We start from the raw sequence: 17,914 nt of genomic DNA on the forward strand, positions 1-17,914 counted from the left end.
CGGCGGGGACGCTGCGGCGGGCGAGCGCCCAGTACACGAGCCCGGCGACCACCGAGCCGAGGAGCGTGAGGTCGCCGCCGCCGAGCGGTGCGACCAGGGGGCCGGTCCACAGCTCCGAGTCGCAGGTCAGCGCGGCGAAGGCCATACCGGCGACGAGGGCGGCCATCCCGGCGGGGTGGAATCCGGCCCGGTACCAGTACGCCCCGTCGCGGCCGGTGGTGTGCAGCGCGTCCGTGTCGTAGTGGCAGCGCCGCAACAGCATGTCGGCGAGGAACACCCCGCCCCACGGCGCGAACACGATGATCAGCAGGGAGAGGAAGCTGAGCAGCGACTCGGTGAAGTCGGTCAGGAAGAGCGCGCCGAGCGAGCCGAGCGCCGTGACGACGACGCTGATGACGATGGCCTTCGCGCGGCTCCACGGGATGCCGAGGACCTGCAGGTTGAGGCTGGAGGAGTACAGCGTGAGGATCGAGTTGGTGACCGAGCCGCCGAGCACGAGCAGCAGGAACACCGGCTGGAACCAGCCCGGAAGCAGCTTCTCCACCCCCGCGACCGCGTCCGTCATGTCGGCCTGCGTGGCGGCCGCGACGCCCGCTACACCGAGCGCGACGGAGGAGACGAGACCGCCGAGCGCTCCGGTGACGGTGATGGAGCGCAGCGAGGTGTCCCGCGGCAGATAGCGGGTGTAGTCGGCGGGCATCGGCAGATACGAGAACGGCCCGGCCAGCATGACGACGAACGCCCAGGTCCATCCGGAGAAGCCCGCGCCGCCGCCCGATGCGGCGCCGAAGTCGGCGTCGGGCAGCACGAAGAGCAGCAGCACCCCGAATCCGGCGGCCAGGACGTACGCCATCCAGCGCTCGGCGAGCTGCACGGTCGCGTGCCCCCACATGGCCACCGCGAAGGTCATCACGAGGGTCACCGCGAGCGCGAGCCCCCGCGCCGTGTCCCCGCCGCCCGTCCAGCCCAGATCGGTGAACAGGGCCTCCAGGGCGAGCGTGCCGACCACGGTGTTGACGATGGTGTAGCCGATGGAGACGACCCAGTTGAGCAGCCCTGCGGGCCAGTTCCCGAGGACACCCAAGGCGGCCCGGGAGATGACCAGGGTCGCGGTGCCGGTGCGGATGCCGCTGAGGCCCGCCGCGCTGATGGCGAAGAACGCGAGGCCGCCGATCACGACGACGGCGGTGGCCTGCCAGAAGCTGAGGCCGAAGCTGACGGCGAGGGCGCCGTTGATGACGTAGGTGAAGGTCAGATTGGAGCCGAACCAGAGCCAGAACAGATCCTTGGCGCTGCCGTGCCGGTCGGCGTCGGGGATCGGATCGATGCCGTGGGTCTCGACGCGGAACACCTCGTCGCTCGTGACTCCCGTGGCCTGTCTAGCCATGCGGGCACCTCACTTTCCGGCATCCAGACTTTGAATGCCGTTCTATAACTTTGAATGGCATTCAAAATGAGGCACGGGTCAGGGAGACGTCAAGACCCTGCGCGAAATCGATGAGGAGGGGCCCGGATAGGCTCGAGGACGTGGAGCGGGACGCGGGAACCGGAACGGGAGCAGGCGTGGCACGACGGCGGGACGGGCAGGTCGCGCGGGACCGGATGCTCGAGGAGGCGATGACGGCGATCGCCGAGAACGGCCTCGCGGCGCTCACCATGTCCGCCCTGGCCGACCGTCTGGGCACCAGCGGCGGGCACATCCTGTACTACTTCGGCAGCAAGGACCGCCTGCTCCTGGAGGCGCTGCGCTGGAGCGAGGCCGCGCTGGCCGAGGAGCGCCGGGCGCTCATCGAGGGCCGGACGGCACCGGCCCGCAAACTTGACCGCTTCCTGCGGATGTACCTGCCGGCGGGGCCGCGCGACCCCCGCTGGATGCTGTGGATCGAGCTGTGGGCGCGCGCCGGTGCGAACGAACCGCTCCGCACGGCCCAGGACGAACTGGACCACGGCTGGCAGCAGGACCTGGAGGCGCTGCTCACCCAGGGCGCGGACCGGGGCGCCCTCACGGTGGACGACGCCGCGGGCCGTGCCGGTGAACTCCTCGCGCTGCTCGACGGCCTGAGCACCCGGGTCGTCCTGGGTCAGCGCGGCGCGGACCGCAAGGGAGCGCTCGCCTCGGCGCGCTCGGCGGCCGAGCGGCTGATCGGACGGCCCGAGCCCACCGGCGCGTAGCCCGAGCGGCCGAACGAGCAGGTCATGACCGGGCCGGAGCGTGGCAGTCTCCAGGCATGACCGAAAGCGCGAACCTCCATGTGGCCCATCCTCGGATCACGGTCCTTGGCATCAATCCCGGCCGGCCCCCCTTCCGCATCGTGGAGATCGACGGCGAGGTGGTCGGCGAGGCCACCGGGCTCACCGAAGTCCTGGAGGTCGCCGCCCGGGCGGGCATCGTCGTGCACGACGCGGATGATCCGGAGGTCGTGCACTGGGTGGGCGGCGACAAGTTCAAGTGGAAGCCGAGCTGACGGGGTCAAGTGGAAGCCGAGCTGGAGACGGCGGACCCGGGGACGGCGGACCCGGGGACGGCGGACCCGGGGGAGGGGGAGCCGTCGTCACCGCACGGCGTGGGAGGGTGCGGATCGAGGTCGTAGATCCTGGCGAGCAGCTCGGCCTCATTGCCCGTCAGGCCCGCGCGGCGCAGCGCCTCGTCGGCCTCCGCCATCGGCCCGGCGAGCAGCGAGGCCGCCGCGGCCGGTGGGACGGGGTCCGTCAGGGCGGCACGTGCGGTGTGCAGCAGCCTCAAGCAGGCCTGGGCGGCGGCCAGTTCCGGGGTCGGCGTGGTGGTCATGTCTAGAGCTCCTTGGCGCGGGTCGGACCGGCCGGCGGTTGGCACCGGTGGACCTTCCACTCTTGCGCATGGGTCTGACAATCGAGGTTCTACGCCGCCCCGGCGCGGCGGCTGAGCCGCAGTGTGAGCCCGTCCGGCATGAGGGTCAGACGCTCGGCGACCCGCAGCCGGTAGCCCGGATCGGGGTGCAGGTCGTAGCGGCGTAGCAGCAGACCGAGGACCAACGTCGCCTCGTGCAGCGCGAACTGACGGCCGATGCAGGCCCGGGCGCCGGTGCCGAACGGCTTGAAGACGTGGGCGGTCCTGGCCCGTACGGCCGAGGGGGCGAACCGGTCCGGATCGAAGGTCTCGGGCCGCTCGCCCCATGCCTCCGGGTCGCGGTGCAGCAGCGTGGCAAGGACCAGCGCCCAGGCCCCCTCACGCATCGGATGCGTGCCGCCGAGCGTCGTGTCCTGCCGGGCCTGGCGTGAGAAGCCTGGGGCGGTGGGCCACAGCCGCAGCGACTCGTCGAGGACGCGGCGCAGATAGCGGAGCTTGGCGACCTGCTCGTACGCGGGTTCCGCCACGTCACCCCAGATCGCGTCGACCTCGGCCTGTGCGCGGGCCAGGACCTCGGGGGAGCGCGAGAGGTAGTGCAGCGCGAACGACAGGGCGCCCGACGTCGTTTCGTGCCCGGCGACCAGGAAGGTGATGACCTGGCGGCGGATGTTCTCGGCGGAGAGACGCTCGCCGGTCTCGGGGTGGGCGACCTCGAGCATCCGGTCGAGCAGATCGCCGGTGCCCTGGCCGGGCGCGGCACGCCGCGCCGCGACGACGTCGTCCACAGTGCGGTTGAGATAGGCCATGTCGGCGGTGTTGCGCCGCGTCGCGCCGCGCAGCAGCAGCGGGGCGAGCGCGGGCGGAACGACATTGCGGCGCTGGGCGTAGGAGAGCGTGCCGACCATCGCCGTCACGAACGGATGCGGCCGGGACCGCTCGAAGGATCCGAAGTCGTGCCCGAAGCCGGTGCGGGAGATGGTCTCCAGGGTCAGCTTCGTCATGTCGCCCGGCACGTCCACGGACCGTCCCGCCGCCTCGCGCTCGTCCCAGCGGGCCGTCAGCTGCCGGGCGACGTCCAGCATCAGCGGGTGGTAGCCCGCCATCGCGTCACGGCTGAACCCCGGCGCGAGAACGTCGTGTGCCAGCTGCCAGTTGGGCTCGTGGTTGTAGGCGGTGAACAGGCCGTCCCCGGCGAGCGGCCGCAGATTGGCGACGCCGAGCCCCACATGCTTGGCGAAGCGCGACTCGTCGGCCAGCTCGGCCGCGAGCCCGGCACCCCAGACGAAGACGATCTCCTTGCCGAAGGCCTTGCGGCGGAAGATCGGTCCCAGCGCCTGCCCGATCCGCATCGAATCCTGCACGGGCGTACGCACGTTGGCGCCGAGGACGTCGCCGACCAGGGGCAGACGGCGCGGCGGATGCGGAATGGCGCCGAGCCGCGGCCACCCGATCTCGGCACTGCGGAACCCCTTCGGTATGGGGGCATCCTCCGGCTCCGCCACCTGAGACAACTGCGCCATGAGTGCCATCTCCCTTGTGCCACGCGCTCGTTGAGCCTGTTGTACGCGGATTCAATAAGGCGCTTCAGTCTGGTCCCCCTATTGAATCCACGTCAAGTAAGGTGCTCCCATGGCCGCGAACCCGCAGGAACGCACGCGCCGCAGACTCAGCACCGAGGAGCGGCGCGAGCAACTGCTCACTGCGGGGGCGCGGCTCTTCGCGCAGAATCCGTACGACGACGTATGGGTCGAGAGGGTGGCGGAGATCGCCGGTGTCTCACGCGGCCTGCTGTACCACTACTTCCCGACCAAGAGCGACTTCTTCGCCGCCGTCGTGCAGCGCGAGAGCAGGCGCATGCTGCGGCTGACGGCCGCGGTCCCCGGGATCCCGGTCCGCGAGCAGGTCACCACGGGGCTCGACACGTTCCTCGCCTACGTGGAGGAGCACGCGGAGGGCTTCCGCGCCTTCCACCGGGCCGAGGCGACGGGCGACCCGACCGCGCGCGAGGTCTACCGCGAGAGTCTCGCGGCGCAGGAACACCAGATCCTTGAGGCCCTGGCCGCGGACCCCGAAGCGGCGGCCACCGCACACGACTTGCCCACCCTCCGCCTGGCCGTGCGCGGCTGGCTCGCGTTCATGGTGGCCGTCTGCCTGGAGTGGCTCGAGGAACCGGAACTCCCCAGGGAACAAGTGCGGGACCTGTGCGCGAGAGCGCTCCTGGGCGCCATCTCGCCGTGAGGGCGGCCCCGACCGGGCGGACCGAGTCCGCCCGCCCTTGCTGACGGCCACTCATACTGCTGTGAGGCGCGCAGGAGATGTACCGAGTGGACTATGGGGACGGATGCGGCCGTAGTACGTGCTCGAACAGCACGGACCGGCAGCCACAACTCGTTCCGCCTGTGAGCGCACTGCTGCGCGGACGGAGTTGACCCTGACCCTGCGTCAGGGTTGGAGCCTGGTCGCATGACGAACAACAGCACTTCCTCGGCTCGGCTCGCCCCGCCGGTCGGAGGATTCCAGGAGATCGAGGGCCGCCGCATCTTCGTGCACCGGTCGGGCAGTGGCGGACCGGCGGTGGTGTTCCTGCCGGGGGCCAGCGCGGTGGGCCTGGACTATCTCGGTGTCCAGCAGGCGGTCTCGCAGTTCACCGCCGCCGTGGTGTACGACCGCGGCGGCACGGGCTATAGCGACTCCCTCCCGCTGCCGCGTACCGCCGCCGCGGTCGCCACGGAACTGCGCGAGGTGCTGCGCGCCCAGGACATCGCCGCCCCGTACGTTCTGGTGCCGCACTCCCTCGGCGGCTTCTACGCGCATCGGTTCGCGCAGCTGTACCCCCAGGACGTGGCCGGGCTTGTCTGGTTGGACGCCTTCCACCGCGACTGGGACGACTTCATGCCGCCCGAGGCGTCTCTGGCCGCGGTCGAGCAGATGGCGCCCGGTCGCGAGCAACTGGACCAGATGCGCCCGGCCCTGCGCGCGATGCACGCCGAGTTGCTTGCGGACTTCCCGGAGTCCGTGCGGCAGGCGCTGGTCGACGCCAAGGTGAGCGACGCATGGACCGGCGTAGGCATCGCCGAGCGCGGCAAGTTGGCCGAGCTCGCCACCGAACTGCGGGCCGGGCCGGACCTTCCCGATGTCCCGGTGGTCGCTCTGACCGTGGTCGGCACCGACCCCGGCCAGCGGGCGCTGACGTCGGAGCGGACGTTGCAAGAGATGCATGACGGCCGCATGAGAATGGACGCGGCCCTGGTGAGCGGGGTCTCGCACGGGGAACAACGCATCCTCTCCGACACCGCCCACCACCGGCTCTGCTTCGACCGCCCCGATGCCGTGGTCCAGGCGATCCGCGACGTGATCGAACGGGCGGCTCGCGCCTAGGGCCTGTCCGATGGGTCCTGCCGGGGTCGCGACCCCTGGCACGCACTCCCCCAAGCTCTCGGCTTCGCTCGAGCAGGGAGGTGCCCCCTCCCGCGTTGTCGTCGGTTGCCAACGCTCCGCGTTGCCGCCCTCCTCCGCCTTGCAGCTGCACGCACCAGGGCCCGCTCGGCCCTGATCAATCGGCACCCGGCGCGAAGACCGGCCTGACCCATCGGACAGGCCCTAGACTCGGCGCCGGCAGACTTCACGACGACCAGAGGAGGACGGTGCTCACGATCAGCCGGCTCGCGGCGACCGCCGGAGTGACCGTGCGCACCGTTCGCCACTACCATCACGTCGGCCTGTTGCCCGAGCCCGAGCGAGATGCCTCCGGCTACCGCCGCTACAGCGCGCAGGCGGTGGTGGATCTCATCCGGATCAGGACCCTCGCCGATGCGGGGGTGCCGCTGGCCCGTATCGACGCGCTGCTGCACGCGCAGCCGGCCGAATTCGCCGCGACCGTCACCGACATCGACGCGGAACTGCAGCGCAAGATCGACCAGCTCACCGAGTACCGCCGCCGGATCACCGATCTGGACAGCGGCGAAAGGCTTGTCCTGCCCCCCGAGGTGGTCGCCATCCTGGACCGGATGCGCGGCCTCGGGGTCGGCGAACGCAGAGTGCGGCTCGAGCGCGACGCGTGGATCCTGATGCAGGCACTGGACCCGCACGTCATGCCGCAGCGGATCCGGGACAAGAACGCCGGCCTCGACGACCCCGAGACACTGCGCCTGTATCTCGCCTGCGATCAATCAGTCGACTGGGATCCGGACGATCCACGCCTGGACCAACTCATCGACGACCTGGACGCATGGGAGATCAAGCACGAACAGGACGACAGCCGACCGGGGTACGTGAAACTGGTCTCCTGCCGGATCTCCGAGGCGTCACCGGCATGGCAACGCATCGTCGACGCGCTCGCCCACCGCGCCAAGCGGCGCCTGGCCGCCGGGCACGACAGCTGAAGCCCGCACCGTCCATGCCGGGCCGAGCGTCAGCTCAGGACGGCAGGAATCCGGCCCGGAAGTGAGTGAACAGCGTGGTGTGCGACGTCGCTTCACCGTCCGCGAGGCGGCCCGCCGTCCAGAGGTAGAAGTCGTCCGCCTCCGCGTCGATCCAGTCGTACGTCGGGTCGAAGGGGCCCGAGTCCGGTGCGGGGTAGGGGAGTTCGAGGGCCGTGCCGTGAGCGTCCTCGACCGTGAAGAGGCGGGTGCCGTCCGCTCTGGTCGACTGACGGACCGTCACTGTCGCGCAGTTCCAGCGGTGTTCCGCGTGCTGAAGCCACAGGGTCTCCGCATCGGCGTACAGCGCCGTCGCCGCGTCGGCGCCCACGTGGACGAAGCCATGGCAACGGCCGGACGCGGGGGAGAGGAGCCCCGTTCGGGGGTTCAGCTCCCACGTCCGGCCGTGGTGGTCGTAGTCCCGCAGGATCATGGAGGTCAGCCGCGCGGCGGGATGCCGAGTTCCTGGTCGACGGCGGCGCTGGTGCGGGTGGCCGCCTCGATGACCTTGGCCCAGCTGCCGTACTTGGCGTACTGCTGGTCGGCGGTCGGGCCCAGCGGGTTGCCGTACTTCTCCATGTTCCGCTGCTCCAGGGCCTGCACCGCCTCGGGGGTCATCCCGGCGCGGGTGATGTCCTTGGCCTGGTTGCGCATGTCGACCAGGACGCGGGCGATCTCCTCGTCGGAGCGGCCCTCCTCGTGCATGCGGTCCGCGACCAACTCCATGGTGTCCAGGAGCTGGTGGTAGCGGAGCCGGGTCTCGCGGGCCTGCTCGCGCTCCTCCGGGCTCATCTGCCGGATGAGGCAGACCGCGGGGTCCTTGCTGGTGCACGGTTCGTCCGCCGCCGGAGGCGGGGCCAGCAGTGTGCTGACGGACACCGCCTGCGTCACCCGGACATCCGCGTGGGCGTGCGCCGGGGCGAGCAGGGCGGTGCTCAGCGTGGTCAGCAGGGGGAGGAGGAAGAGGGCGACGAGTCGGGGGAGGGCGGAACGGACGGGGAAAGCGGCCATGAGACGGGCACGCACGTAAGAACTCTCCTTCGCCTGGCGAGAGGGCAATCGGGGCGAAGGGGACGTTACGGCGAGACGCCGCCGCGGGGCGGGCGCCGCTGCCGCGCGTCCGGGTGACGGTCTCGGCGTTCACCGTGACGTACCACGCGCACGTCGCGCGCCATCAGGGGAAGATATCCAGGGCGCCGAGCGCCGACCGCGCTCCCTCGTTCAGCGCCACCGCGGTACCGGTCACCCCGCGCAGCCCCTCACACCCCGTCCAGGAACGCCCCCGTCCGTGACGCGCTCACCCGCGTGAGCTCCTTCGGGGTGCCCTCGGCCACGATCTCGCCGCCCGCCGCGCCGCCCTCCGGACCCAGGTCGACGACCCAGTCGGCGGCGCGGATGACGTCGAGGTTGTGCTCGATGGTGATGACGCTGTTCCCGGCGTCGACGAGCCGCTGCAGCACGCCGAGCAGCCGTGCCGTGTCGGCGGCGTGCAGGCCCGTGCTCGGCTCGTCCAGGAGATACAGCGTGCGGCCCGTGGCGCGGCGTCCCAACTCCTTGGCGAGCTTGACGCGTTGGGCCTCGCCGCCGGACAGGGTCGTCGCGGGCTGGCCCAGCTGCAGATAGCCGAGGCCCACGTCGGACATCCGCTGGAGCCGCGTGGCCGCGCCGGGCACGGCCTCGAAGACGGAGAGCGCCTCGTCGACGGTCATCTCGAGCACCTGCGCGATGTCATGACCGCCGTAACGCGCACCGAGCACCTCGGCCCGGAAGCGGCGGCCCCGGCAGGCCGGACAGCGCACCTCCACGTCGGGCAGGAAATGCATCTGCACCGTGAGCACTCCCGCACCCGCACAGCGCTCGCACCGGCCACCCGCCACATTGAACGAGAAATGCCCTGCGGTCAGCCCCCGTTGCCGCGCATCGGCGCTCGCGGCGAACGCCTCACGGATCGGCGTGAACGCGTCCGAGTACGTCGCCGCGTTCGACCGCGGCATCCGGCTGATCGCCTGCTGGTCGATGGTGACGACCTTGTCGATGTGCTCCCAGCCCTCGATCCCGTCGTGCGCGCCCGGTGCCTCGCTCGCACCGTGGAAACGCTGCCGCGCCGCACGGCCCAGGATGTCGAGCACCAGCGACGACTTGCCCGATCCGGAAGGGCCGCTCACCGCGATCAGCCGCCCCAGCGGCAGCCGCGCGGTGACGTTCCTGAGGTTGTGCGCCCGCGCCCCGCGGATCACCAACTCCTTGCCGTTGACCGGCCGACGGCCCGAGGGCAGCGGCATCGCCAGGCGCCCCGACAGATAGTCGCCGGTGATCGACCCGGGGGTCGCCGCCACCTCCTGCGGCGACCCCGCGGCGACGATGCGCCCACCGTCACGGCCCGCGCCGGGCCCGACGTCGATGACATGGTCGGCCGCCCGCAGCACGTCCAGGTCGTGCTCGACGACCAGGACCGTGTTGCCCAGATCACGCAGCCGGCGCAGGACGCCGACCAGTCGTGCGGTGTCCGCCGGGTGCAGCCCGATCGTCGGCTCGTCCAGGACGTACAGCACCCCGGTGAGCCCCGACCCGAGCAGGGCGGAAAGCCGCAGGCGCTGGGCCTCGCCCGCGGAGAGGCTGGGGGTGGCCCGCTCCAGGGTCAGATAACCGACGCCGACATCGATCAGACGCCGTACTCGTTCCCGCAGATCGTCCACGACGGGCTCGGTGACCTGCCACGCCTCGTCGTCGGTGACATGGCCGCGCAGTTCGCCGATCCACCCGGCGAGCTCGTCGAGCGGCAGCCGCGCCGCGTCGACGATGGTCAGACCGGCGACGGTGACCCGCCGGCTCTCCGGGCGGAGCCGGGTGCCTTCACAGTCCGGGCAGACGTCGTTGACGAGGAACTTCTCCGCCTTCTCGCGGTAGGCGGCGTCATCGATGCGTTCGGCGTACCGGCGCAGCGTCGTCGTCACGACGCCCTCGAATCGTCCGCGCGCCACGGTGGCAGGTGGCTCGACGCCCGGGAAGTGGCGGCGGAACGCGTCGCTCGCGACGCCGTGGAGCAACAAGTCGCGTTGTACGTCGCCCAGTTCGCGTACGGGTACGTCCGCGTCGAAGGCGAAGCCGTAGTGCTCGCCGGCGGCCCGCAGGACCGGGACGTTGCGCGCGGTCAGCACGGGCAGCCAGCCGAGCACGGCCCCCGCGGCGACGCTCAGCCCGTCGTCGACCAGGCGGCGCACGTCGGCCTGGAACACGGTGCCGATGCCGGTGCAGGTGGCGCAGGCACCGGCGGGCTTGTTGAAGGAGAAGGTGCCCATCACCATGCCGGGGACGGCTGTCCCGCAGTGCGGGCAGGGCAGCGCCGGGACTTCGCTGTCTTCGTCGGTGGACTCGCCCGCGGGCGGCTCGTCGCCCCAGAGCTCGTCGCCGTCGACGTGATAGGCGGGCGGGACGTCCTGCCCGCACGCCGGGCAGGGGCGGTGGCCGATGCGCGCCCACAGCAGACGCAGATAGGTGAAGACCTCGGTGACCGTGCCGACCGTCGAGCGGGGGCTGCGGTTGGTCAGATGCTGGTCCACGCTGATCGACGGGGAGAGTCCGGTGATCGAGTCGACCGCCGGCTTGCTGACGAACATGGTGACCAGGCCCAGCGACTCCAAGTACTGCCGCTGGCCCTCCTGGTGCAGGGTGTCGAACGCGATCGTGGACTTGCCGGAGCCGGAGAGCCCGGTCAGGACGACGAGCTTGTTCTTGGGGACGGCGAGCGACACGTTCTTGAGGTTGTGCAGGCGTGCGCCCTTGATGCGGATCGAGTCGGCGTTGACAGTGCTGGCATCCATGCCTTCAAGTGTTCCATTGAAGTCCTGATTGAGACTTTTGCAGGCTGATTGCCTCTATCAGTGGGAATCCATGGCGCTAACCTTCAACTCGGGGATGCGTCCACGCCACGCGAAGGATGCCGTGCGGAAGGCAGAGGAGATGTCGATCGATGAGCCGAGCGGAAACGGCACTGCGCCCCGTCGACCTGGCGCGGGCGGCCGGAGTCTCCACCCAGCAGATCCGCAACTACGCCGACGCGGGCATCCTGCCGCCCACCCCGCGCACCCCCGCCGGATACCGCAGATTCGACACGCGCCACCGCCGCGCCCTGCTCACCTACCGCGCACTCGTGCCGGGCTACGGCCTTTACACCGCCCAAGCGATCATGCGGGCCCTGCACGCCGACGACCTCACGCTGGCCCTCACCCTCGTCGACGCGGGCCATGTCGAACTGCACGAGCAGCGGCGCTCCCTCCAAGCGGCGGGCGAAGCGCTGGAAGCCGTCGCGAAGGAGACCCCACAAGCCGCCACCGAGACCCCGGACGACACCGCGCAGGCCTCCGACACACCGCGCCTGCGGATCGGCGAGGTCGCCGCCCGCCTGGGCGTGCGTACCTCGGCGCTGCGGGTGTGGGAAGCCGCGGGCCTGCTGCACCCGCAGCGCGAACCGGGCACCCACTACCGCTGGTTCGGCCCCATCGACGTACGCGACGCCCGCATCGTCAGCATCCTCCGGCAGGGCCACTACCCCCTGCCCCAGATCCAGTCCGTCCTCGACGGACTGCGCGAGACGGGCAGCCCCGACGCGCTGCGCGCGGCCATCGCGCAACGCCTTGCGGCACTGACCGGCCGGGGGACCGCGATGCTGGCGGCATCGGGCCGCCTGTACGCCTACGTGACCGGGGAACCCGAACCCGATCAGGCATGATCGGCGCATGGACGTCAGCACAGGCACCGAGATGATCGACATTCCGGCGGGACGGGTGACGCTGTCCGACCGCCGGACGCAACGCAGTTGGACGGTCGACGTCGCCTCCTGTCGCATCGCGGCGTTCCCGGTCACCCAGGCGTTGTACGCGGCGATCACCGGCCGGCGGCCCAGCGCCGCCGACGGGAAACGGCTGCCGGTCGAAGGGGTTTCCTGGTGGGACGCGGTCCGGTTCTGCAACGCGCTGTCCGAGCAGGAGGGGTTGGCGCCCTCTTACCGCATCAACACCGACGGCGAAGGCGGCGAAGACATCGAGTGGGACGAGTCGGCCGACGGCTACCGGCTGCCGACCGAGGCCGAGTGGGAGCACGCCTGCCGCGCCGGTACCGCAGGACCGCACTACGGGCCGCTCGACGAGATCGCCTGGTACCGCGGCAACTCGGACGAACGGATCCACGACGTGGGCGCCCTGCGGCCCAACGCGTGGGGCCTGCACGACATGCTCGGCAACGTCTGGGACTGGTGCTGGGACTTCTACGACCCGGACGTCTACGGCACCTATCGGGTGCTGCGCGGCGGAGGCTGGTTCGACGAGCACTGGAGCTGCCGTGCGTCCGCGCGGCGGCGCAGCCACCCCAGTTATCGGGTCGACGACGTGGGCTTCCGCCTCGCGCGTTCCGTCCGGAGCTGACCGCCGCGTTCGCGGTCGTGCCGGTGCCGAGTCTCCTCGTCCTCGTCCGCCACGAAATGGACGTGCCACACCGCTCTCAGGCGCCGCCCTCGGCGAAGGCGCCCTTGGCGGCGAAGGCCAGATCGGCGAAGCGTTCGCCGATGCGGCGGTGGGTCGCCGCGTCCGGGTGGAGTGCGTCGGGCAGCGGCAGTTCGGCGAAGTCCGCCTCGCCGTAGAGGTCGCGGCCGTCGAGGTGGTGGATGTTCGGGTCGTCGGCCGCGCGCTGTGCCACGATCCGGGCCAGCTCGTCCCGGATGACGGTCAGGGTCAGCTTTCCGCTCGCCGTCTCCGCCGGATCGCCCGTGGCCATGAACCGCAGTTGCCCGGTGCTCATCGCGCTGAAGTCCGGGGCGCAGGGACCGGGCGTGTCCTCGTGGATGGGGCACAGGATGGGCGAGACGACCAGCAGCGGCGCGGTGGGGTGGCCATCGCGGATGGTGTCCAGGAAGCCGTGGACCGCGGGCGTGAAGGCGCGAAGGCGCATCAGGTCGGCGTTGACCACATTGATGCCGATCTTGACGCTGATCAGGTCGGCGGGGGTGTCCCGCAGGGTGCGGGCGGTGAACGGGTCGAGCAGTGCGCTGCCGCCGAACCCCAGGTTGACCAGTTCGACACCGCCGCGGGATGCGGCCAGCGCGGGCCAGGTGGTGGTGGGGCTCGCGGCGTCGGAGCCGTGGCTGATCGAACTGCCGTGGTGCAGCCACACCCGGCGGCCCGGGTCCGGCGCGGGCTCGACGGGGGCGTTCGTGCGCAGGGCGACGAGTTCGGTGGTCTCGTTGTGCGGCAGCCAGATCTCGACGTCCTTCATGGCGTCGCGCAGATCGCTGAAGCGGACGGTGCCGGTCGCGCCGGGCCGCAGCTCGGCGGTCCCCTTGGCCATGTCGACGGTGAGCGTGTTGCCGCCCGCCGCACTGGCCTGACGGGTCAGCCGGCCGTCGACGAGCAGGTCGTACACGCCGTCCGGGCGGGGCGGCGCACCGACGTAGACCCGCTTGGTGGGCAGGACTTCGAGCTCGACGGCGGTGGCGCGGGTACGGAACACCAGGCGTACGCCCGACGGTTGGGCCTCGGCCATGGCGAGCTGTCCGTCGGCGTACTGGGCGCGGGCCCAGGCGGGCAGCCGGTGCGGCAGTACACCGTGCTCGGTGTGCTCCACATCGAGGGCGCCGCGCAGGAGTTCCGCGGTGACGGGCGTGGTGATCCGGTCCTGGGGGGTGTTCATGGCCTCAACCTGTTGATCAATGGGTCTGGGGTACGGGGATTTCCGGCGCGGGCCAGTTCCGCAGCAGGGCGTCGAGGGCGTCGAGGATCCGGGGCCAGGTCTCCTCCGTGTCGGGGGCGCTGTGGCTGAACCCTCCCGCGAGCTCCAGGCTTACGTAGCCGTGGAAGACGCTGCCGAGGAGGCGGACCGCGTGGGTCTGGTCCGGTTCCGTCAGGTCGTAGCCGCGCAGGATCGCCCGCGTCATCTGCGAGTGTCTGCCGCCCGCGCCGGCGGCCGCCGCCTCCGGGCTGAGCCGCATCTGGCCCGCGGCATAGCGGCCGGGGTGTTCCCGGGCGTAGTCGCGATAGACGTTCGCCAGAGCCGAGAGCGCGTCCTTGCCGGCCCGTCCGGCCAGCGCGGCGGCGCCCCGGTCGGCGAGTTCCTCCAGGGCGAGCAGGGCGATCCTGGTCCTGAGGTCCTGGGAGTTCTTCACATGCGAGTACAGACTCGCGACCTTGACGTCGAACCGCCTGGCCAGCGCCGAGACGGTCACCTGGTCGAAGCCGACCTCGTCGGCCAGTTCCGCACCCGCCCGGGTGAGACGTTCCGTGGTCAGCCCTACGCGCACCATGACCTGCCCCTCTCTTGCCGAAATAGATTATGCAGCTGCCTAATACCTTTAGGCAAATCTGCTCGTCTATTCGGCGAAGAGGGGCGGCCAGGTCGTCAGCGCACCGTCACATGGACGACGGGCGATACGGCGCCCCCGCCGACGATCCGCAGGGCGTTGTGCCCCTTGAGGCCGAGCTTGACGCGCATGGCGTACGCCCCGTTGCGCTGAATGTTCACCGACACGGGCAGCGACACCCACCGCTCGCCCTGCTTCTCCTGCAGGGTGACGCGGGTCCCCGGCGCCATGCCCTGGCTGAGGCCGTTGATGTTGAACGGCTGCCAGGCGCGCACACTGGCCACGCTCGCCTTCGCCGTCAGTGCCGGACGCGGGGCGGCGGCCTCGGCCGCCGGTGCCTGCGGCGCCGTGTCGGACGGCGGCGGGTCACCCGCGGTGGCGGCGGCCACCGCCGGGCCCGTCAGGACGGCCACCGCCGCGAGTCCCGCCAACGACGCGTACTTCAACCGATTCACAGTCAACTTCCTGTTCCCATCTCTCTGGTGCGATCCACTGATCCCTGGTGATCCCGTGGTGCGAGGTAGTTCTTCCATCCGCCGTCGGGGCGCTGCCCCACGTCGAGGCCGCGCAGTCGGTCGAGGACGGCCGGGTCCTGGACGTCGAGCCAGTCGACGAACTGCCGGAAGGAGACGAGGCGTACGTCCTTCTGCCCGGCGATGCGGGTGAGGGCCTGCTCGACGGCGTCCATGTAGATGCCGCCGTTCCACTCCTCGAAGTGGTTGCCGATGAAAAGGGGCGCTCGGTTCGTCTCGTACGCCCGCTGGAATCCGGCGAGATACGCCTCGGCCGGCTGGTTGCGCCAGCCGGGATAGTTGGACGAGGGGGCCCGCGTCGAATTCTGCGACTGGTTGGCGAGGATGTTGTAGCAGCCCGCCGGGCGACGAGGAGTCGTAGCGCCAGCCCAGGTCGCGGGCGACCGGCAGCAGATTGTCCTGGCCTTCCTTGACGAAGGACGTCGCCTGGTCGATCTCGTCCTGCCATTGCGCGGGCGTCCAGTTGGCGACGCTGCCGGTTCCGCCGCAGAAGTGCCCGTTGAAGTGCGTGCCGATCTCATGGCCCTCGAGCCAGGCCTGGCGGACGTACTTGAGGGTCTCCTTGATGTGGCCGTCGGTGAGATAGCCGATGTCGGATGCGCCCACGGAATTGTTCGGCGGCCGGTAGAGACGCTTCTTCGATTCGGGCAGCAGATAGAGCCCGGAGAGGAAGAACGTCATCCGCGCGTCATGGTTCTCGGCCAGTTTCAGGAAACGCGGGAAGAGACCGTTGCCGACCTCGCCCGCACCGTCCCAGGAGAAGATCACGAACTGCGGGGGCGTCTGCCCCGGCTCCAGCGGAACGGGCTTGGCGGGCTGCCGGGGCTGCTGCCCGGTAAAAGCCGTCGAACCGTCACCGATCGGCCTGATCGACGGCCGTCTCCGCTGCGCACCGTGCTGGCCGCCGCCGGTACCGCTCTTGCCGGGTCCGGGCGGTGTGGGGGAGACCGAAGCCCTGGACCCGGACTCCTTCGCGCCGCACCCCGCGAGTCCCACGCCCGCCGTCACGGCAAGTCCCAGACCCAGCGCGCGCCTTCGGTCGAACGCCCGCATGCTCTCGCTCCGTCCACTCGCCGACCGGTCCCACTATCTGTAGACCGCGCGAAAGCGAATGAATCAGGGCAATCCAACCCTTTCCCGGGATTTGACCCAGGCGGGTGACCGTCAAGGGGACCGAGACAAGGGCGGTCACTTCCGCTCGGTCGGACCGTGCTCGATCTCGGCGATGAGTTGCCGGACCGGGGCCGCACCGAGGGGCCCGGCCACGGCGGTGACACCGGCCAGCGCCTTGTGCGCGCGGCGCCAGGCGCGGCTGCGGCGGCCGCGGAGATGCTCGACGAGGGCGTGGGCGTACTGCGTCAGGGAGCGTGCCCACACGTCGTGCCGGGTCTGCGTACCGGCCGACGCGCGGCGGACGCTGCGCAGCGCGTCGGCCGGGCGGACCCGCGCCTGGGCCACGGCCAGCTCGGCCCAGCTGACCGCGGCCGGCGGGCCGAGCCGCGTATGGGCCGGGATGGTGTGGGCGGCCTCGCACAGGTGCTCGATGGCGCGCTCGGTCTCGCCGTTGCGCAGCGCAAGCACGCCCTGCGCGTGGGCGACACGGCCGACGGTCGCGTCGTCTCCCGCGAGAACGGCCACCCGCCAGGCCTGGCCCAGGAGTTCCTCCGCCTCCGGTCCGCCGGTGCACGCGGACAGCCACCCGGCGAGCCACAGCGCCTGCCCGCAGACGAGCGTGTCGGCGCGGCCGAAGGGCAGCAGCTGCCGCAGATGCTCCCGCCCCTCGGCGGCGTGACCGCACACCGCCCACCAGAACCACAGGTCCACGGCCATGCCCAGGGCGACCGCGCTCTGATCGGCGGCGTACGGGCCCCGCGCGAGCGCGATCCGCAGGTTCGGCTCCTCGTCACGGACCAGCAGGGTCGCCTGCTCGTGCCGTCCGGTGCTCCACAGGTGGTGGGCGGTCTGGGCGACGCCGCTGTACCAGGTCAGGTGCCGGGTGCCCGCCGCGGCCGACTCGCCCACGGACTGCAGGCGTTCGGTGCCGAACCCGCGGGCCGCCGCCGGCAGCCGGTAGCGGGGCTGCAGCACGCCACCGGGATCGCGCACCGGCTCGAGCACCGACGCCAGGACGAGCCGGGCCAGGCAGGAGGCCACCCGCGCCGGGGGCAGGCCGCCGCCCGCGCACACGAACACGGCGGCGTCCTCCTCGAACTCACCCGCGAACACGCTCAGCCGCGCCCACACGGAACGCTCGGCCTGCCCGCACAACGCGTAACTCGCGCCGACGGCGGCCCGCAGGGACCGGTGCCGCCGCAACGGCGCCTCCGGCATGCCGAGCCATCCTTGTGCGGGCCGCAGCATGCGGGCCAGCTGGTCGGGCGAATGGTGCGCGGTCTGCGCCGCGGCCAGCTCGACGGCCAGTGGCACGCCCTCCAGCTGCGTACAGATGTCGCTCACGGCGCGCAGCTCGGCCTCTTCCCCCGCCGTTCCCCGGACATCACGCGATCGCTGTATGAACAGCCTCACCGCGGGCCCCGGTTCCTCACTCGTGCCCGGCACGGTGACCGGGAGCGGGCCGAGGTGCAGGACCAACTCGTCCCCCAGACCCAGCGGTTGGCGCCCGGCGGCGAGGACCCGTACTCCCGGCGCGCACAGCATCAGCGACTGCACCAGGCGTACGCACTCGTCGCGTACGGGATCGAAGTCGTCGAGCACGACAAGCACCCGGCGGGAGCGAAGACGGGTGAACAGCTCACGCTCCCCGGCGTCATCGCCCCGCCCGTCGCCC

At 71.2% G+C, this 17,914-nt stretch carries 16 protein-coding genes and 2 pseudogenes; 7 read left to right on the forward strand and 11 right to left on the reverse strand.

Annotation, left to right across the window (positions count from 1 at the left end):
* Positions 1-1,387: cytosine permease (locus E2651_RS28455; protein WP_135334103.1), on the reverse strand; the 1,387-nt coding region annotated here is incomplete at its 3' end.
* A 215-nt stretch (positions 1,388-1,602) separates the two neighbouring features.
* Here E2651_RS28455 and E2651_RS28460 point away from each other — a divergent pair.
* Positions 1,603-2,172: a TetR/AcrR family transcriptional regulator gene (locus E2651_RS28460; RefSeq protein WP_135334116.1), complete on the forward strand. Its 570-nt coding sequence runs from the start codon at positions 1,603-1,605 to the stop codon at positions 2,170-2,172.
* Between the two features lie 56 nt (positions 2,173-2,228).
* Entirely contained in the window at positions 2,229-2,465 is a 237-nt protein-coding gene (locus E2651_RS28465; RefSeq protein WP_135334104.1) for a hypothetical protein, read from the forward strand.
* A 134-nt stretch (positions 2,466-2,599) separates the two neighbouring features.
* Here E2651_RS28465 and E2651_RS46205 read toward each other — a convergent pair.
* Positions 2,600-2,788: pseudogene (locus E2651_RS46205) on the reverse strand (hypothetical protein); the annotation flags it as partial.
* Between the two features lie 89 nt (positions 2,789-2,877).
* Entirely contained in the window at positions 2,878-4,347 is a 1,470-nt protein-coding gene (locus E2651_RS28475) for a cytochrome P450 (protein ID WP_135334105.1), read from the reverse strand.
* Positions 4,348-4,456: 109 nt separating this feature from the next.
* Between E2651_RS28475 and E2651_RS28480 the strand changes: the two genes are divergently transcribed.
* The 3 genes from E2651_RS28480 (at position 4,457) to E2651_RS28490 (ending at position 7,209) form a co-directional block, all read left to right on the forward strand.
* Positions 4,457-5,065, forward strand: a complete 609-nt coding sequence (locus E2651_RS28480; RefSeq protein ID WP_135334106.1) for a TetR/AcrR family transcriptional regulator — start codon at positions 4,457-4,459, stop codon at positions 5,063-5,065.
* Between the two features lie 225 nt (positions 5,066-5,290).
* Positions 5,291-6,205: an alpha/beta hydrolase gene (locus E2651_RS28485; protein WP_135334107.1), complete on the forward strand. Its 915-nt coding sequence runs from the start codon at positions 5,291-5,293 to the stop codon at positions 6,203-6,205.
* Between the two features lie 266 nt (positions 6,206-6,471).
* Positions 6,472-7,209: a MerR family transcriptional regulator gene (locus E2651_RS28490; RefSeq protein WP_135334108.1), complete on the forward strand. Its 738-nt coding sequence runs from the start codon at positions 6,472-6,474 to the stop codon at positions 7,207-7,209.
* A gap of 34 nt (positions 7,210-7,243) precedes the next feature.
* Here the strand turns inward: E2651_RS28490 and E2651_RS28495 are convergent, their stop codons facing one another.
* From E2651_RS28495 to uvrA, 3 genes are all read right to left on the reverse strand, one after another.
* Positions 7,244-7,678: a hypothetical protein gene (locus E2651_RS28495; protein WP_135334109.1), complete on the reverse strand. Its 435-nt coding sequence runs from the start codon at positions 7,676-7,678 to the stop codon at positions 7,244-7,246.
* A gap of 5 nt (positions 7,679-7,683) precedes the next feature.
* A complete protein-coding gene (locus E2651_RS28500) occupies positions 7,684-8,256 on the reverse strand; it encodes a hypothetical protein (RefSeq protein ID WP_135334117.1) in 573 nt (190 codons plus the stop codon).
* Positions 8,257-8,504: 248 nt separating this feature from the next.
* Positions 8,505-11,066, reverse strand: coding sequence for an excinuclease ABC subunit UvrA (uvrA, locus tag E2651_RS28505; RefSeq protein WP_135334110.1), 2,562 nt, complete (start codon positions 11,064-11,066; stop codon positions 8,505-8,507).
* Between the two features lie 149 nt (positions 11,067-11,215).
* Between uvrA and E2651_RS28510 the strand changes: the two genes are divergently transcribed.
* Positions 11,216-11,974, forward strand: coding sequence for a MerR family DNA-binding transcriptional regulator (locus tag E2651_RS28510; protein WP_135334111.1), 759 nt, complete (start codon positions 11,216-11,218; stop codon positions 11,972-11,974).
* A 7-nt stretch (positions 11,975-11,981) separates the two neighbouring features.
* Entirely contained in the window at positions 11,982-12,665 is a 684-nt protein-coding gene (locus E2651_RS28515) for an SUMF1/EgtB/PvdO family nonheme iron enzyme (protein WP_135334112.1), read from the forward strand.
* Between the two features lie 76 nt (positions 12,666-12,741).
* On the opposite strand, the gene E2651_RS28520 is transcribed toward E2651_RS28515, so the two are convergent.
* From E2651_RS28520 to E2651_RS44190, 5 genes and pseudogenes are all read right to left on the reverse strand, one after another.
* On the reverse strand, positions 12,742-13,926 hold the full coding sequence (locus E2651_RS28520) for a GDSL-type esterase/lipase family protein (RefSeq protein WP_135334113.1): 1,185 nt from the start codon (positions 13,924-13,926) through the stop codon (positions 12,742-12,744).
* A 16-nt stretch (positions 13,927-13,942) separates the two neighbouring features.
* Positions 13,943-14,536, reverse strand: a complete 594-nt coding sequence (locus E2651_RS28525) for a TetR/AcrR family transcriptional regulator (protein WP_135334114.1) — start codon at positions 14,534-14,536, stop codon at positions 13,943-13,945.
* Positions 14,537-14,631: 95 nt separating this feature from the next.
* The gene (locus E2651_RS28530) at positions 14,632-15,048 is read right to left on the reverse strand and encodes a hypothetical protein (protein WP_135334115.1); all 417 of its coding nucleotides are present in this window, start codon (positions 15,046-15,048) and stop codon (positions 14,632-14,634) included.
* A gap of 2 nt (positions 15,049-15,050) precedes the next feature.
* Positions 15,051-16,179 (reverse strand): annotated as a pseudogene (locus tag E2651_RS28535) (hypothetical protein).
* A gap of 135 nt (positions 16,180-16,314) precedes the next feature.
* The coding region (locus E2651_RS44190; RefSeq protein WP_167828916.1) for a hypothetical protein at positions 16,315-17,914 on the reverse strand (1,600 nt) is incomplete at its 5' end.

The organism is Streptomyces sp. MZ04, assembly GCF_004684775.1.
GTDB lineage: Bacteria > Actinomycetota > Actinomycetes > Streptomycetales > Streptomycetaceae > Streptomyces.

Coding starts and splice junctions, on each gene's coding strand:
- E2651_RS28480 (WP_135334106.1), top strand. CDS start 4,457: ATGGCCGCGAACCCGCAGGAACGCACGCGCCGCAGACTCAGCACCGAG.
- E2651_RS28515 (WP_135334112.1), top strand. CDS start 11,982: ATGGACGTCAGCACAGGCACCGAGATGATCGACATTCCGGCGGGACGG.
- E2651_RS28465 (WP_135334104.1), top strand. CDS start 2,229: ATGACCGAAAGCGCGAACCTCCATGTGGCCCATCCTCGGATCACGGTC.
- E2651_RS28520 (WP_135334113.1), bottom strand. CDS start 13,926: ATGAACACCCCCCAGGACCGGATCACCACGCCCGTCACCGCGGAACTC.
- E2651_RS28510 (WP_135334111.1), top strand. CDS start 11,216: ATGAGCCGAGCGGAAACGGCACTGCGCCCCGTCGACCTGGCGCGGGCG.
- uvrA (WP_135334110.1), bottom strand. CDS start 11,066: ATGGATGCCAGCACTGTCAACGCCGACTCGATCCGCATCAAGGGCGCA.
- E2651_RS28460 (WP_135334116.1), top strand. CDS start 1,603: ATGCTCGAGGAGGCGATGACGGCGATCGCCGAGAACGGCCTCGCGGCG.
- E2651_RS28525 (WP_135334114.1), bottom strand. CDS start 14,536: ATGGTGCGCGTAGGGCTGACCACGGAACGTCTCACCCGGGCGGGTGCG.
- E2651_RS28495 (WP_135334109.1), bottom strand. CDS start 7,678: ATGATCCTGCGGGACTACGACCACCACGGCCGGACGTGGGAGCTGAAC.
- E2651_RS28475 (WP_135334105.1), bottom strand. CDS start 4,347: ATGGCGCAGTTGTCTCAGGTGGCGGAGCCGGAGGATGCCCCCATACCG.
- E2651_RS28500 (WP_135334117.1), bottom strand. CDS start 8,256: ATGGCCGCTTTCCCCGTCCGTTCCGCCCTCCCCCGACTCGTCGCCCTC.
- E2651_RS28485 (WP_135334107.1), top strand. CDS start 5,291: ATGACGAACAACAGCACTTCCTCGGCTCGGCTCGCCCCGCCGGTCGGA.